Below are 14,339 nucleotides of genomic sequence, written 5' to 3'. Positions count from 1 at the left end.
AGGACCGATCGTCATTTGGCGGGCCCCGTGTCTATGGCGCCACCGTCAGCAGGAACTTCGGCTCGACCCGCCGATGGGTGGCCTGCTCGTAGGCATAGCCCAGGTTCAGCAGCCGCGCCTCGCTCCAGGCCGGGCCGATGAAGCTCAAGCCCACCGGCAGGCCGCCGACCTGGCCCATTGGCACGGTCAGGTGCGGATAGCCGGCCACGGCGGGCAGGGTGGTGGACGAGCCGCCGTAATGGTCGCCGTTCAGCGGGTCGATGGTCCAGGCCGGCCCCGTGGTCGGGGCGACGATGGCGACCGCGCCCGTGTCCTTGAGGATCTTGTCGATGCCCTCAGGCCCCGCCAACCGCTTCCCGTCGGCGACGGCCTTGATGTACTCCGGATCGTCATAACCCTTGGTGGCTTCCGCCTTCTCGAAACTCTCCTGGCCGAACCATTCCAGTTCCTTGGGCGTGGCCTTGTTGAAGGCGATCAGGTCCGCCAGCGTGCGGGTCCTGACCTTGGCCGGGTCGGTCGAGGCCAGGTAGGCGTTCAGATCGACCTTCAGCTCGGTATAGAGCACCACGCCCTCGGCCTTGCCGATCGGGCCCTCGTCGAAAGCTTTGACCTCGACCAGGGTCGCGCCCTGGGCCTTCAGGTCGCTCAGCGCCTGTTCGAACACCGCGTCCGTGCTGGGCGAATAGCCGGTGTAGAAGCGGGCGACGGCCAGGGTCACGCCCTTCAGCGCGTCCTTGGACAGGCCCTTGGCGTAGTCGGTCTTGCGGGCGTCAGCCTCGCGGGTGGCCGGGTCGGCGGGGTCGGACCCGGCGATGGCGGTCAGGACCAGGGCGGCGTCGGCGACCGTGCGGGTCATCGGCCCGGCGGTGTCCTGGGTGTGGCTGATCGGCACGATGTGGGTGCGCGACACCAGGCCCACGGTGGGCTTGAGGCCGACCAGGCCGTTGATCGCCGCGGGGCAGGTGATCGAGCCGTCGGTCTCGGTGCCGATCGCCGCCGGGGCCAGGCCCGCCGCCACCGCCGCCCCGGAACCGCTGGACGAGCCGCAGGCGCTGCGGTCCAGCACATAGGGGTTGCGCACCGTGCCGCCCACCGCGCTCCAGCCGCTGATCGAGTGGCTGGAGCGGATATTGGCCCATTCCGAAAGATTGGTCTTGCCCAGGATCACCATGCCGGCGTCCGTCAGCCGTCGGACCAGCGGTGCGTCGCGGCCCGTGACATTGTCCTTCAGGGCAAGGGAGCCGGCGGTGGTGGCCGTGTCGTCGGCGCTCTCGATATTGTCCTTCAGCAGGATCGGCACGCCGTGCAGCGGCCCCCGGGCCTTGCCGGCCGTGCGCTCCGCGTCCAGCGCCCGGGCGTCGGCCAGGGCGTGGGGGTTCAGGGCGATGACCGCATGGAGCTGGGGGTTGAGAAGCTGGATCCGGCCGAGGCGATTCTGGACATCCTGTTCGATGGAAATCGAGCCGTCGGCATAGGCCGTGATAACCGAATTGACATGCAAGGCCCGGGATCGGACCTGGGGCTCGGCGCCTATCGCGGTGGTGGCGGCCAGGACCAGGCTGGTCGTCGCGCCGATGCGCAAGATCTTTCGGATCATGTTTCACCCCCGAACATGCAAGGCCCTCAGATGAACACCGCCCCTTCCACGGCGCAACGGCCGAAAAGGGGGCGTGAACAGGCGCCGCTAGGGAACCTCGTCCAGGGCCCACCGGCCGAATTCCGGACGCTCTTTCAGCCGCGCATAATAGGCCGCGACCGCCGGCAAGTTCGCGCGCTCCATCGGCGTCGCCATCCAGCGGTGCACCGACACGCCCAATACGATGTCGGCCAGGGTGAAGTCGTGGCCGGCGACGTGGGCGCCGGTCTGCGCCAGGCGCTGGTCGAGGATGGCCATGGCCCGGTTCCAGGCCTCGACGCTGGCGGCGATCTTGTCGCGGTCGTCATAGCCCGGCGTCGGCCGGCCCAGGGCCAGGAAGGCGTAGCCCCAGGTCGGGTTGAGGTCGGTGGCCTGCCAGTCCATCCACTGTTCGACCACGGCGCGCGGCCGCGGCTCGATCGGCAGCAGGTGGCCGTGACCGTAGCGGGCGGCCAGGTAGCGGCAGATGGTGTTGCTCTCGTACAGCGCGCCCTGCTCGTCGATCAGCACCGGCACCAGGCCGTTCGGGTTCAGGGCCAGGAACTCGGGCGACTTGGTCGAGGCGAAGCCCATGCCCCAGTCCTCGCGCTCATAGGCCAGGCCCAGTTCATCCAGCGTCCACAGCACCTTGCGGACGTTCAGAGAGGAGGTGCGGCCGAGGATCTTGAGCATGGGGAGGTCTCCGATACTTTTTAAATCCACTCATCCTGACGAAAGTCGGGACCCAAGCGGTCTGTCAGCAAGGGGTGCGACGCGCTAGCAGGCCCAGCAATCTAGCCTTCCAACTCGGCTTGGGTCCGACTTTCGTCGGGATGAGTGGGAAGATAGGGAGCGCCCTATACCCCATCCCCGACATAAGCCGCCGCCACCGCCTCGGCGACCTTGATGCCGTCGACCGCCGCCGAGAGGATGCCGCCGGCGTAGCCCGCGCCTTCGCCGGCCGGGAAAAGGCCCGCGACATTGAGGCTCTGGAAGTCCTTGCCGCGGGTGATGCGGATCGGCGAGGAGGTGCGGGTCTCCACGCCCGTCAGCAGCACGTCGGGATGGTCGTAGCCGGCGATCTGGCGGCCGAACACCGGCAGGGCCTCGCGCATGGCCTCCAGCACGAACGGCGGCAGGCATTCGGCCAAGTCGGTCATCTTGATGCCGGGCCTATACGAAGGCTGCACCTCGCCCAGCGCCTCCGACGGCCGGCCGGCCAGGAAATCGCCGACCTTCTGGGCCGGGGCGGCGTAGGTCGACCCGCCGGCCACATAGGCCAGGCTTTCCCACTTCCGCTGGAACTCGATGCCGGCCAGCGGATGGCCCGGATAGTCGCGCTCGGGGTCGATGCCGACCACGAAGCCGGAGTTGGCGTTGCGCTCGTTGCGCGAATACTGGCTCATGCCGTTGGTCACGACCCGGTTCGGCTCGGACGTCGCCGCCACCACCGTGCCGCCCGGACACATGCAGAAGCTGTAGACCGTGCGGCCGTTGGCGCAGTGGTGGGCCAGGCTGTAGTCGGCCGCGCCCAGGTCCGGATGGCCGGCGCAGGCCCCGAAGCGGGCCTTGTCCATCCACGACTGCGGATGCTCGATCCGCACCCCGATCGAGAACGGCTTGGCCTCGATGTGGACGCCCCGGTCGTGCAGCACCTGGAACGTGTCGCGGGCGCTGTGGCCGACCGCCAGCACCACGTGGTCGGCCGCCAGATAGTCGCCGGTCGACAGGTGCAGGCCCTTCAGCTTGCGTGCGCCGTCGGCGGCGGTCTCGATGTCGAAGTCGTCGACCCGGTGTTGCCAGCGGTATTCGCCGCCCAGCGCCTCAATGGTCTCCCGCATGCTCTCGACCATGGTCACCAGGCGGAAGGTGCCGATGTGCGGGTGAGCCTCGGTCAGGATCTCCTCGGGGGCGCCGGCCTTGACGAACTCCTCCAACACCTTGCGGCCCAGGTGGCGGGGGTCCTTGATCTGGCTGTAGAGCTTGCCGTCCGAGAAGGTGCCCGCCCCGCCCTCGCCGAACTGGACGTTGGACTCGGGGTTCAGCTCGCCGCGCCGCCACAGGCCCCAGGTGTCCTTGGTCCGCTCGCGCACCACCTTGCCCCGGTCCAGGATGATCGGCTTGAAGCCCATCTGGGCCAGGATCAGTCCGGCGAACAGGCCGCAAGGCCCGGCGCCGATCACGACGGGGCGGGTGAAGTCCTTGGGCGCCTGGGCGACCAGGCGATAGTCGGTGTCGGGCCTAGGCCGCACCTGGCTGTCGCGCTCGAACCGCGCCAGCACCGCCGCCTCGTCGCGCAGGGCGACGTCGACCGTATAGACCATCAGGATCGCGGCCTTCTTCCGCGCGTCATGGGCCCGGCGCACGATGGCGTGGCTGAGCAGGTCGCGTTCAGGGATGCCCAGGCGGTTGCAGATGGCCGGGGCCAGGGCCTCGGCGTCATGCCCCAACGGCAGCTTGAGGTCGGAAATGCGCAGCATGGCGGGGATTTAGCGGCAAGAGGGGAGAAGCGCCATCGGCTTGGCGGCTTCCGGCGTCTTGTTTTCCCGAGTCAGCGGTGGTGATCTGCTCGGATAGGTGGAGGAGTAGTGGCGTTGAATACGCATGTGTTTTCCGAAAACGACGTTCGGGCCATCTTCATGCATTCCGAAGGCGTGGCCGTGTCGGACGGTCGCCGAATTGGGCATACCGGCGAGCGGCACGTGAACGCTTCGAACCAGTTTCTGAATCAGAGGATGCAGAACGCCAGGAGCAGCCCCCACACCAACGGACGAATTGTCGCGATCACATCCTTCATCACGTTCGCCGACGCGGTGACAGCCGGCGCGATGGTGCTCAATTCGCCGGAAGCCGAGCCCATCCTGGTCGACTTTTACACGGCCCGCCCTCGTTTCGAGCCCTGGACCCTGAAGCATGTCGAGCTTCCGCGCCCGCTGATCGTGCGCTACGCCCAGGGGGACGGGGCGAGGACCTTTCCCTGCCGGTACGCGACGATGGTCATCGACAAGAAGCCCGGACGACCGTCGCAGATGCATATCCGGACCTTCTTTCCCACCTTGGGGATGGACTAGGACCGATCGACATCTCAAGGCTGTGCGTGGTCCTTGTCCTTCGACACGCTCAGGATGAGGACCCATTTGCAGACCGAGCCGTGGAAAACCTCATCCTGAGCTTGTCGAAGTACGAGGTTTTCGGCCCTGGGTGCTGAATGTCGATCCGCCTTAGGTCTCGAAAGACTCCCGCCGTCCGGATCAATCCCCGTCCATCTTCAGCGCCGCGATGAACGCTTCCTGCGGGATCTCGACCTTGCCGAATTGGCGCATGCGCTTCTTGCCGGCCTTCTGCTTGTCCAGCAGCTTGCGCTTGCGGCTGGCGTCGCCGCCGTAGCACTTCGCCGTCACGTCCTTGCGCAAGGCGCGGACGGTTTCGCGGGCGATGATCCGGCCGCCGATCGCCGCCTGGATGGGGATGACGAACATGTGCTGAGGGATCAGTTCCTTCATCTTCTCGCACATGCCCCGGCCGCGGCTCTCGGCGCGGTCGCGGTGGACCAGCATCGACAGGGCGTCGACGGGCTCGGCGTTGACGAGGATCGACATCTTCACCAGGTCACCGGGCCGGTAGTCCTCGACCTGGTAGTCGAACGACGCATAGCCCTTGGAGATCGACTTCAGGCGGTCGTAGAAGTCGAACACCACCTCGTTCAGCGGCAGGTCGTAGACCACCATGGCCCGGCTGCCGACGTAGGAGAGCTCGCGCTGCATGCCGCGGCGGTCCTGGCACAGCTTGATCACGCCGCCCAGATACTCGTCGGGCGTGAAGATGGTGGCCTTGATCCACGGCTCGCTGATGCTCTCGATCTGCATCACGTCGGGCAGGTCGGCGGGGTTGTGGAGCTCCATCTCCGTGCCGTCGCGCATGTGGATCTTGTAGACCACCGAGGGGGCGGTCGCGATCAGGTCGAGGTCGAACTCGCGGCTGAGGCGCTCCTGGATGATTTCCAGGTGCAGCAGGCCGAGGAACCCGCAGCGGAAGCCGAAGCCCAGGGCGGCGCTGCTTTCCATCTCGTAGGTGAAGCTGCCGTCGTTCAGGCGCAGCTTGCCGACGGCGGCGCGCAGGTCCTCGAAGTCGGCGGCGTCGACCGGGAACAGGCCGCAGAACACGACCGGCTGGACTTCCTTGAAGCCCGGCAGGGCCTGGGCGGTCTGCTTCTTCTCGTCGGTGATGGTGTCGCCGACGGCCGCGTCGGCCACCTCCTTGATCGAGGCGGTGAAGAAGCCGACCTCGCCCGGGCCCAGTTGGTCGACGTCGGTGGCCTTGGGGGTGAACACCCCGACCTTGTCGATGCGGTGGGTGGCGCCGGTCTGCATCATCCGCACCTGCTGGCCGGCCTTGAGCGTGCCGTCGAAGATGCGGACCAGCACCACGACGCCCAGATAGGCGTCGTACCAGGCGTCGACCAGCAGGGCCTTGAGCGGGGCGTTAAGGTCGCCCTTGGGGGCGGGCAGGCGGGTGACGATGGCCTCCAGCACCTCGTGGATGCCCAGGCCGGACTTGGCGCTGGCGAGGACGGCGTCGCTGGCGTCCAGGCCGATCAGGTCCTCGATCTGGGCGCGCACGCGCTCGGGCTCGGCGGCCGGCAGGTCGATCTTGTTGAGGACCGGAACGATCTCGTGGTTGTTGTCGATGGCCGAATAGACGTTGGCCAGGGTCTGGGCCTCGACGCCCTGACTGGCGTCAACCACCAGGATGGAGCCCTCGCAGGCGGCCAGGCTGCGGCTGACCTCGTAGGCGAAGTCGACGTGGCCGGGGGTGTCCATCAGGTTCAGGACGTAGTCCTGGCCGTCGTCGGCCTTGTACTTCAGGCGCACGGTCTGCGCCTTGATGGTGATCCCGCGCTCCTTCTCGATGTCCATGTTGTCCAGCACCTGGGCGCTCATTTCGCGCGCGGTCAGGCCGCCGGTCTCCTGGATCAGGCGGTCGGAGAGGGTGGATTTGCCGTGGTCGATGTGGGCCACGATCGAGAAATTGCGGATGCGGTCGAGAGGCGTCGAAGTCATGGCCGTGCGTCTAGCATATTTGCGGGCGTTCGCGAGCGTCGTTCCTCCCCCGCACGCCCGAGGAACGGTCATGGTTAACCCGCCGTTAAGCTTCCAGCCGCAAACCCGACTCAAAGGGTTGAGACAGTTCAGGCTGTCGGAATCGCGAGAGAACACATGGACCGCCGCAAGCTGATCCTTTCGGGCATGGCCACCGCCGGGCTGAGCGCCTGCGCCAGCACGGCGCAGGAACGTCCGGGCGACCCGCCGCCGCGGTCGCAGTACGACACCGGACGGGCCCAGACCTATTCGGCCGACGAGATGATCCGCAGCGGCTCGGACTTCCTGGGCGTGACCGCCGAGAGCATCGGCGCGGTGATCGAGCGCGCCTTCCGCGACAACGGCCAGCCCACCGGCTACATCGCCGGCGAAGAGGGCTCGGGCGCCATCGCCGTGGGCCTGCGCTACGGCCGGGGCCTGCTGTACATGAAGGGCAAGGACACCCAGGAGGTGTTCTGGCAGGGCCCGTCGGTGGGCTGGGACTGGGGCGGCAACGCCAGCCGGGTCTTCACCCTGTGCTATAACCTGCAGTATCCGGACGCCATCTTCCGCCGCTTCCCCGGCGTGGAGGGCACGGCCTATCTGGTCGGCGGCCTGGGCGTGAACTACCAGCGCGCGGACACCATCACCCTGGCCCCGATCCGCGCCGGCGTCGGCCTGCGCCTGGGCGCTAATGTCGGCTACCTGGCCTACAGCCGCCAACGCAACATCCTGCCGTTCTGACCGCGACCCTCTCGCTGTGCGGCACCGCCGCAAGCGCTGCGTCACGCCCTGGTCCCGGATTTTCGCGTTGAGCGCTGGTCCGGGATGACAATCGTTTTTGATCCATAGGCGTTGGCCCTGCCCCGAGGGGAAGGACCTGGCGCTTGGATTCGCGCGAGTTCCTCGGCATTATCAATCTTCACGGGAAGATCCGGCCGCGCCGAGACGTCGGTCGCGGCGGCCGGCGCGCGCCGAAGCGCGCCTGACGCGAGGAAGCGCCATGCTGGAGCGGCTCAAGCGTACCTGGTTCGTCTGGCTGGCGCTGGCGGTCGCCTGCGCCCTGGTCGCGCCTCGACTGATCGACGCCGGCGCGGCCCGAGGCCAGTCTCCGGCGACGCCCGCCCAGGCCGTCGCGCCGCGCTTCGTTGTCCGCGACCCCAGCGGAACGGCCATCGGCTGGCTGAACATCAAGTACCCCCGCACGATCCGCGAGAACGAGGAGGGGGTGCTGGAGGCCGAATACACCACGGGCGAGGCCCGCTGGGCGACCGGTTCGACCAGCGTCGCGGTCCCAGATCCCTACGGTTATGGTTCGGTGGGGCCGCCGGCCGGCATGAAGGTCGAGCTCAGCGGCGCGGACCTGGCCCTGATCCCGGCGCCCAGCCACGAGTTCGACGTCCAGCGCATCGCCGCCACCGGCGTCGAGCGGGTCAAGTGGATCGTCTCGCCCAAGACCGAGGGCGACCACGTGCTGCTGGTGCGGTTCAACGTCCGTCCGGCCACGTTCAAGGCCGTGCCGATCTCGGCCAATGGCCAGGCGCTGGGCGGCGATCCGCAGATCCTGTTGCCGGTGAAGGTGTTCACGATCTACGGCGTGCCCAAGGCCACGGTGCTGATCGCCAAGGGCGCGGCGGGGCTGGCGTCGTTCCTGCTGACCCTTCCGGCGGCCTTCATGCTGTTCGAGCGGGTGTTTCGGAAGACGCCGAAGGCGCGGCGGAAGAAGGCGGCCTGAACCTCTCCGGTCACGGGGGAGGTCAGATCGCCGTCACCATCACGCTCTGCGCCATCATCGTCGCCTTGCCGAAGATGGTCAGGAAGGCCACGTCGGCGGCGTCGCGGCCGTAGGCGATGCGGACCAGACCGTCGACGGGCGCCCGGCCCGTGGGGTCCAGCAGGCGCCAGCGGCCGCCGACGAAGACCTCGGCCACGGCGTGGAAGTCCGGCGGCTGCAGGGCCGGGGCGTAGACGCTGGCCACCCGGGCCGGGATGTCGCTGGCCCGGCACAGGGTGACGGCCAGGTGGGCGAAGTCGCGGCAGACGCCGGCCCGTTCGACATAGGTCTCCAGGGCGGTGGTCCGCGCGTCGCTGCACGGGCGGTATTCCAGGTGTCCGATGATCCAGTCGACGATCGCCGCCACCCGAGCGCCGCCGCGCAGGCCGCCGAACTTCTGGTCGGCGATGGTTTCGAAGGTGTCGGACGGGCAGTACCGGCTGCCGCGCAGATAGGGCAGGGTATCGATCGGCAGGTCGGCGATGGCGTGCTGGGCGGCGTCAGCCAGGGCCATGTCGCGCGCGGCGATCTCGACCACGGCGTCATAGGCGATGGCCAATCGTCCCTGGCAGGTGAAGACCACGCGCCGCTCGCCGGTGGCCGGGTCGTCGCGGCGGGTGACCGCCACGGGCGGGTCGAACGTCAGCCGCTCGTCGAGCACCGCCTGGTCGTCGGCGACCGCCGCCTCGATCTGCAGCAGGGATTCCACCCGTTCGGGGAAATCGTAGTCCAGCCGCGCCTTCACATGCACGCGCATGGCCAGCCCCTCCGATAAGCCCAGACAACGGCTCGCGGGGCGCGAGGTTCAGCGGCGATCCAGCGCCTGGCGACTAGTCGTCATACTCCACCACCAAGCGCAAGGTCTTGCGACCATTGGCGGGCAGGGCCACGCGCCAGGCCGCGGCGCCGTCGCGGATGTCGTGGGCCGTGGGCTCGGCGACAATCTTGAAGCCTTGTCGATTGGTGGCCATTCGCACCTCGGCGACGATGGCGACCGTCTTGGCGTTGGCGAGGTCGACCTCATAGACGCGGCGCGTGCGGTCCTGGCGGCGATCCTGCTCGGCGACCAGGCGCGGGCGGGCCCGCACGTCCATGGCCTCGCCGATCATCAGATCGAAGGGCTGGCCGACGGGCACGTCGCGCAGGGCCTGCTCGCCGGCGAAGGCGGGGCGTCCGTCGGCCGTCTCGAACACCGCCAAGGCGCCGGACGGCAGGGGCTTGCCCAGACCGTCGGCCGGCCTGTTGTCCAGCCGCAGCACGACCGTGGCGGCCGGCGTCTCGTCGGGATCGTCGTAGTCGCTCCAAGTGTCGAGCTGGACCACATAGAGCCGCTGGAAGGCGACGTCCTTCTGGTCGAGAAAGGCCACCTGCTTGGTCTGGCGCGCGGCGACCGTCACGGGTTCGGGCAGGGTGTAGAGCTTGTAGTCGCCCAACTCGGATTGTTCGGCGAGTTTGGCGCGATTGCCGGTGACCACGACCTCCTCGAGCCCTCTGTCCAGCATGTCCACGGCCCCCGCCATCGCCATCGGCGGCGCGGGCGGCGGCGGCGGCGGAACGGGACGCGGACCGTGATGGGTGGTGTCCATCGGCCAGCACTTGCGCGCGACCGGCTTGGCCTCACCCCGCTTCACGTCCACCTCCACGCGCGCCAGCCGGCCGGCGACGGCCTGGGTGGGCGCGTCGGCGAAGCTGGTGCCGCTGGCGTTGACCAGGGTCAGCCAGCCGGTCAGGTCCAGGGTCCTGCCGCTTGGGTGGATGCGGGCGACATAGTCGGCCTGCCAGTTCACGCCGATCGCCAGGTAGGACAGGGTCAGGGTCGCCTGGATCGGCGCGGCGACGTCGACCACGGTCGACAGGGCCGGCTTGTCCGACAGCCCGGCCGGGACCTTGTCGAACACCAGGGCCTCGGCGCCGCCGGAACAGCCCAGGGCCTCGACCCCGCCGGCGGTCTGCAGCACCACCCCCGCGGGCCCCTGGCGCAGGGTGGCCGTCTCCTCGGTCCGCCGGCCGGTCCTGCGGTTGGTGCGGACGATCTTCACCGCCTGCCCCAGCGAGCGCTCGACCAGGGTTCCGGGGCTGAGCAGGGCGTAGTCGTAGTTGCGCTCGATGGCCGGGCCGGGCAGCCCTTCCACCGTGGCGCTCTGGGGGATCAGGGCGTCGGCGACGCCGTCGAAGCGCAGGGTGTGGCGACCGGCGGGCAGGAACACCGTCCGTGTCTCGGTGACCTGGATCAGGCCCTTGGCCATGGCCTCCTCGCGCTGCCAATCCTCCAGCGCCTGGAAAGGCCCGTCGCCGCCGCGATAGAGGGTGACGGCGACCTTGTCCGGGCCTGGCGAGGCGACGGTGTCGGCGAGGGCGGGCGAGCACAACAGCAGCGTCGCGATCAGGGCCGGTCCAATGGCCTGACTTCCTGCTCCGATGAAAGTCCTGCCGCTCACCAGCCCGTCTCGACCGTGAAGGTCAGGGTGGTCTCGCCGTTGGCGGGGATGGGCACGCTCCAGCCCAGGGTGCGGGCGTCGATGCGGCGGCTCTTGAGGCTCTCGGCCTTGACCTCGCCGTCGCGCCACAGGCCGCCCTGGCGCAGCTCGACCGTCACCGGCTCGGGCCGAGCGTTGCGGATCAGGTACTTCATCGTGTAGCGCGAGCGGGTCTTGGAGACCTTTTCGTCGCTGACCAGCGTGCCCTGGCTGGTGACGTCGAAGGCGTCGCCGGTCTTGATCGACAGTTCCGAGCCAGCCGGCGTGTGGTCGATGGCGTTCTCGCCGATGAATTTCGGGTCGCCGGCCTTGTCGCGCACATAGACCCGCATCACCCCCGCCGGCAGCTGGTTTCCCAGGCCCGCCAGCTTGGCGTTGCTGAACTGGATGGCGACGGTGGCGGACTCCGGCTGGGCCTGGCTGGAGAACCAGTCCTGGCGGATTTCGTAGACCTTCTTGGCGGCCACTCCCTGGGCGCTGAGGAAGCCGACCTGCTTGTTCTGGTTGGCGGCGATCGTCGTGCGGTGGGGCAGGGGATAGAGGTAATAGTCGGCGACCCGCTCGCCGGTCCCGCTTTCGGTCCCGGCCGCCTGGAGCGCCGGCCGGGGCGGGCGGTATTCGCTGTTGCTGGCCAGGGTGTTGACCGACCCGGCCACCAGCTGGGTCTCGGCGTCGACGAAGGCCGTGCCCGACTGGTTGCCCAGGGTGATCCAGCCCTGCAGGTCCAGCGCACCCCTGGTCTCGTCGAACATCGCCACATAGTCGGCCTTCCAAGACAGGCCGGTGGTCAGGTAGCTGAGCGTGGTCGGGCGAGAACCGGCCTTGTCGGCCTCGACGGTCACCGACAGGGTCGGGCGGGCGCGCAGGGTCTCGGGCACCTTGTCGAAGATCACCCGGGTGGGCACGCCGTCGTCGCGCAGCACCTCGATGCGGTCGCCGATCTTCAGCACCACGCCCTCGTTGGCGGCCAGGACGGTGGCGGTTTCGGTGGTCTCCTTGCCGTCGCCGGGATTGGTGCGGACGATCTTCACCTGCTGGCCGACCGCCTTCTCCATCAGCTTGTCGGGGGTCAGCAGGTCGTAGTCGAAGTTCTGCTCCACGACCGACAGGCCGGTGGCCGACAGGCTGACGGTCTCGGGACGGATGGCGGCCGAGACATCCTTGAACTCCAGCTTCTGGCGGCCGGCGGCGACGGGGATCTCGCGCACGTCCTGCACCAGGGCCAGGTCGTTGTTGTAGATCGTCACCGAAAGCCTGGGGGCGGTCTGGGCGTGCGCCGCGCTTGCGAGGGTGAGGGCGGCCGTGGCCAGCAAAGCGTGACGGTACATGAAAGAGCGCCTCCCGATTTTGACGCTCAAGGTTTCATGCGGTCAGCCGGAAGTCGAGTGGGGAATTACAGGCATAATTTTCACCCCTTTCCCGGCGTGTTGGCGGCGCCGCCTTAGCCTCGGCGGGCGCGCAGCAGCGTCAGGTTCTTTTGAATATGCCGCACGCCGCGCATGCCGATTCCGAGAGCCAGAAGGATCATCGCCCCGCCGGCCAGACCGTCCCTGATCAAGGCGTCATGGTCGCGGGTCGCGATCGCCCTGAAATCCTCTCCTGGCAGACTCACGGACATGGCTTGCAGGTCGGGAAGCCAGCCGGTCAGCTGCGCGACGATTTGCCAGGCGACGACCGCCGCGAAACCGCAGGCGAGCAGCGTCACCATCGCGCCGCTGAGAAGGCCGGCGCTGATGTCTTCGAGACGGGTTGGCTGTGGTTTGTCATCGATCATGAGACCGATCTTATCAGTCCTGCGGCCTAGCGCCACCTTGGGTGGCGGTCTGCGCTATCCGCCCCACACCTGCTTGAGCTTCAGGTCGCGGCCGCAGCCCAGGCGGTAGGCGTGGTACTCGACCGCGTGGTTCTTGGCGTAGTCGCGGTGATAGGCCTCGGCCGGCCAGAAGGTCTGCAGGGGCAGGATCTGGGCCTTCATCACGCCGGTTTTCAGGCGCTTGGCGGCCTCGGCGCGGGACTTTTCGGCGACGGGACGCTGGGCCGGCGTGACGAACACCGCCGGACGGTAGGACGGGCCGCGATCGCAGAACTGGCCGCCGTCGTCGGTAGGGTCGACCAGCTTCCAGTACTTGTAGAGCAGGAAGCCGTAGTCGAGCTTGGCCGGATCATAGGTGACCCGCACCGACTCGTAGTGGCCCGAGGTCTCGCTGGTCACGTCGCGATAGGTCGGCCGGTCGACATGGCCGCCGGTATAGCCGCTCTCGACCTTCAGCACGCCGGGGATGCCGCGCATGTCGTTTTCCATGCACCAGAAGCAGCCGCCGGCGAACACGGCGGTCGCGGGCGGCGCGGGCTTGCCGGCCGCGAGCACGTCGGCGGGCAGCAGGATGGCGGCGAAACTGGCGACCAGGACGAGCAGGCGGCGGATCATCGGGAAACTCCGGGGTGACATATCCCTAGATACGGACGACGTGCGCCGAAGGTTACAGCCTATCGCCAGCCGAATCCGACCCCGCGCACCGCGGGGCAGGCCGACAGGCGGGCGGCCAGGGTCTGGGCCCGCTCGTCGCCCTGGTCGTCCAGCTCCAGCCGGATGCTGAGGCCGGCCCCGTCCGGCTGGGCGCTCAAGGCGCGCAGGCGGGTCTGCTGGACGCTGGCCACGCCCAGCACCCGCATCAGGGCGTCGGGCGTGTCGTCGGCGATCACCAGGAACAGCCGGCGTTTGTCGCCTTCTTCGTGTTGGGCCGGTTCGAGCGCGCTCACATTCTCGCTCATGGGCGCACCCACTGATGCTCGACGCTGGCCGAGGTGACGCCCGGCCAGGCGGCCAGGTCGCGGGCCAGCAGGCGGGCGGCCTGGTCGCTGAGGTGGCGGACCCGCAGCGAGCCCTCGACGATCTGGCCGACCGGCTTCATCGACAGGGCGCACAGCTCGGCGCCGCTGTCGGCCAGACCCTGGCGGACGGCTTCCAGCGCCGAGGGCGCGTCATGGGCGGCCAGCAGCAGCTGGTGAACGGTGACGCCTTCGTGGTCGGAATTGAAGGCGGGTGGGGAAGGCAGGTAGCTCATGGGTTCAAGGTCCTTTGGATTTGAGGGAGGACCGATGACCGCACAGCAAAAACCCCGCTCCTGGTGGGAAGCGGGGCTTTGCGGATCTTGCGATCTTTCGGCTTGGTGGTCGTCTAGTCGACCGCGCGCCTGTGCTGCCCCGTTCGCACACGAACGGTTTTAATCTTGGCCTGCATCATAATGGCGCGCGCGCACGCGATCGCGGCGCCGGCGGTGAGGCCGGTGGCGATCAGAACGTTCAGGGCCAGCTGCGAGAGCATGATGGCGTGGAAACTCCGTGTGCAATTACACAGGTAGCGTGGGCGTGGTCCCAGCGCAAGGCTTTGCCGC

15 protein-coding genes are annotated in these 14,339 nt (G+C 68.4%); 3 read left to right on the top strand and 12 right to left on the bottom strand.

From position 1 onward, the window contains the following. Positions 1–31: 31 nt before the first annotated feature. The 3 genes from G3M57_RS17440 to G3M57_RS17430 all read right to left on the bottom strand — a co-directional run bounded on the left by G3M57_RS17440 (position 32) and on the right by G3M57_RS17430 (position 4,095). Complete coding sequence (locus G3M57_RS17440) at positions 32–1,597, bottom strand: amidase (RefSeq protein ID WP_163231980.1); 1,566 nt, start codon at positions 1,595–1,597, stop codon at positions 32–34. Positions 1,598–1,684: 87 nt separating this feature from the next. Further along, a complete protein-coding gene (locus G3M57_RS17435) occupies positions 1,685–2,308 on the bottom strand; it encodes a glutathione S-transferase family protein (protein WP_163231978.1) in 624 nt (207 codons plus the stop codon). Between the two features lie 164 nt (positions 2,309–2,472). Beyond that, positions 2,473–4,095, bottom strand: a complete 1,623-nt coding sequence (locus tag G3M57_RS17430; RefSeq protein WP_163231976.1) for an NAD(P)/FAD-dependent oxidoreductase — start codon at positions 4,093–4,095, stop codon at positions 2,473–2,475. Positions 4,096–4,203: 108 nt separating this feature from the next. Between G3M57_RS17430 and G3M57_RS17425 the strand changes: the two genes are divergently transcribed. Continuing rightward, complete coding sequence (locus G3M57_RS17425; RefSeq protein WP_163231974.1) at positions 4,204–4,686, top strand: hypothetical protein; 483 nt, start codon at positions 4,204–4,206, stop codon at positions 4,684–4,686. A 180-nt stretch (positions 4,687–4,866) separates the two neighbouring features. Here G3M57_RS17425 and lepA read toward each other — a convergent pair whose 3' ends face one another. Beyond that, positions 4,867–6,675, bottom strand: a complete 1,809-nt coding sequence (lepA, locus tag G3M57_RS17420) for a translation elongation factor 4 (RefSeq protein WP_056762887.1) — start codon at positions 6,673–6,675, stop codon at positions 4,867–4,869. A 156-nt stretch (positions 6,676–6,831) separates the two neighbouring features. Between lepA and G3M57_RS17415 the strand changes: the two genes are divergently transcribed. Beyond that, positions 6,832–7,437 (top strand): DUF1134 domain-containing protein, encoded by a 606-nt coding sequence (locus G3M57_RS17415; protein ID WP_056762884.1) that lies wholly within the window; start codon positions 6,832–6,834, stop codon positions 7,435–7,437. A 259-nt stretch (positions 7,438–7,696) separates the two neighbouring features. Further along, the gene (locus tag G3M57_RS17410) at positions 7,697–8,428 is read left to right on the top strand and encodes a hypothetical protein (protein ID WP_163231972.1); all 732 of its coding nucleotides are present in this window, start codon (positions 7,697–7,699) and stop codon (positions 8,426–8,428) included. Between the two features lie 22 nt (positions 8,429–8,450). On the opposite strand, the gene G3M57_RS17405 is transcribed toward G3M57_RS17410, so the two are convergent. The 8 genes from G3M57_RS17405 to G3M57_RS17370 form a co-directional block, all read right to left on the bottom strand. Then, positions 8,451–9,224, bottom strand: coding sequence for a transglutaminase-like domain-containing protein (locus G3M57_RS17405; protein ID WP_056762879.1), 774 nt, complete (start codon positions 9,222–9,224; stop codon positions 8,451–8,453). A 73-nt stretch (positions 9,225–9,297) separates the two neighbouring features. Next, complete coding sequence (locus G3M57_RS17400; protein ID WP_230983657.1) at positions 9,298–10,905, bottom strand: DUF4139 domain-containing protein; 1,608 nt, start codon at positions 10,903–10,905, stop codon at positions 9,298–9,300. Next, entirely contained in the window at positions 10,902–12,272 is a 1,371-nt protein-coding gene (locus G3M57_RS17395) for a DUF4139 domain-containing protein (protein WP_163231970.1), read from the bottom strand. The genes G3M57_RS17400 and G3M57_RS17395 overlap by 4 nt, the downstream gene beginning before the upstream one ends. Positions 12,273–12,385: 113 nt before the next feature. Beyond that, entirely contained in the window at positions 12,386–12,718 is a 333-nt protein-coding gene (locus tag G3M57_RS17390; protein ID WP_163231968.1) for a hypothetical protein, read from the bottom strand. Positions 12,719–12,772: 54 nt separating this feature from the next. Continuing rightward, positions 12,773–13,369: a peptide-methionine (S)-S-oxide reductase MsrA gene (gene msrA / locus G3M57_RS17385; RefSeq protein ID WP_163233777.1), complete on the bottom strand. Its 597-nt coding sequence runs from the start codon at positions 13,367–13,369 to the stop codon at positions 12,773–12,775. A gap of 62 nt (positions 13,370–13,431) precedes the next feature. Next, the gene (locus G3M57_RS17380; RefSeq protein ID WP_056762869.1) at positions 13,432–13,716 is read right to left on the bottom strand and encodes a hypothetical protein; all 285 of its coding nucleotides are present in this window, start codon (positions 13,714–13,716) and stop codon (positions 13,432–13,434) included. After that, positions 13,713–14,009 (bottom strand): hypothetical protein, encoded by a 297-nt coding sequence (locus G3M57_RS17375; protein WP_056762867.1) that lies wholly within the window; start codon positions 14,007–14,009, stop codon positions 13,713–13,715. The genes G3M57_RS17380 and G3M57_RS17375 overlap by 4 nt, the downstream gene beginning before the upstream one ends. A 113-nt stretch (positions 14,010–14,122) precedes the next feature. Then, positions 14,123–14,269: a hypothetical protein gene (locus tag G3M57_RS17370; RefSeq protein ID WP_163231966.1), complete on the bottom strand. Its 147-nt coding sequence runs from the start codon at positions 14,267–14,269 to the stop codon at positions 14,123–14,125. Between the last annotated feature and the right edge of the window lie 70 nt (positions 14,270–14,339).

Origin of the sequence: Caulobacter rhizosphaerae (genome assembly GCF_010977555.1) — a bacterium.
Classification (GTDB): Bacteria; Pseudomonadota; Alphaproteobacteria; order Caulobacterales; family Caulobacteraceae; genus Caulobacter; species Caulobacter rhizosphaerae.
The sequence above is the reverse complement of the archived record's forward strand: the minus strand, read 5'-3'. Positions and strand labels throughout refer to the sequence as shown.

Bases quoted from the DNA above. Each gene is read 5' to 3' on its own strand.
- G3M57_RS17435 (WP_163231978.1), bottom strand. From the start codon at position 2,308: ATGCTCAAGATCCTCGGCCGCACCTCCTCTCTGAACGTCCGCAAGGTG.
- G3M57_RS17395 (WP_163231970.1), bottom strand. From the start codon at position 12,272: ATGTACCGTCACGCTTTGCTGGCCACGGCCGCCCTCACCCTCGCAAGC.
- G3M57_RS17440 (WP_163231980.1), bottom strand. From the start codon at position 1,597: ATGATCCGAAAGATCTTGCGCATCGGCGCGACGACCAGCCTGGTCCTG.
- G3M57_RS17380 (WP_056762869.1), bottom strand. From the start codon at position 13,716: ATGAGCGAGAATGTGAGCGCGCTCGAACCGGCCCAACACGAAGAAGGC.
- G3M57_RS17430 (WP_163231976.1), bottom strand. From the start codon at position 4,095: ATGCTGCGCATTTCCGACCTCAAGCTGCCGTTGGGGCATGACGCCGAG.
- lepA (WP_056762887.1), bottom strand. From the start codon at position 6,675: ATGACTTCGACGCCTCTCGACCGCATCCGCAATTTCTCGATCGTGGCC.
- G3M57_RS17410 (WP_163231972.1), top strand. From the start codon at position 7,697: ATGCTGGAGCGGCTCAAGCGTACCTGGTTCGTCTGGCTGGCGCTGGCG.
- G3M57_RS17405 (WP_056762879.1), bottom strand. From the start codon at position 9,224: ATGCGCGTGCATGTGAAGGCGCGGCTGGACTACGATTTCCCCGAACGG.
- G3M57_RS17415 (WP_056762884.1), top strand. From the start codon at position 6,832: ATGGACCGCCGCAAGCTGATCCTTTCGGGCATGGCCACCGCCGGGCTG.
- G3M57_RS17370 (WP_163231966.1), bottom strand. From the start codon at position 14,269: ATGCTCTCGCAGCTGGCCCTGAACGTTCTGATCGCCACCGGCCTCACC.
- G3M57_RS17375 (WP_056762867.1), bottom strand. From the start codon at position 14,009: ATGAGCTACCTGCCTTCCCCACCCGCCTTCAATTCCGACCACGAAGGC.
- G3M57_RS17390 (WP_163231968.1), bottom strand. From the start codon at position 12,718: ATGATCGATGACAAACCACAGCCAACCCGTCTCGAAGACATCAGCGCC.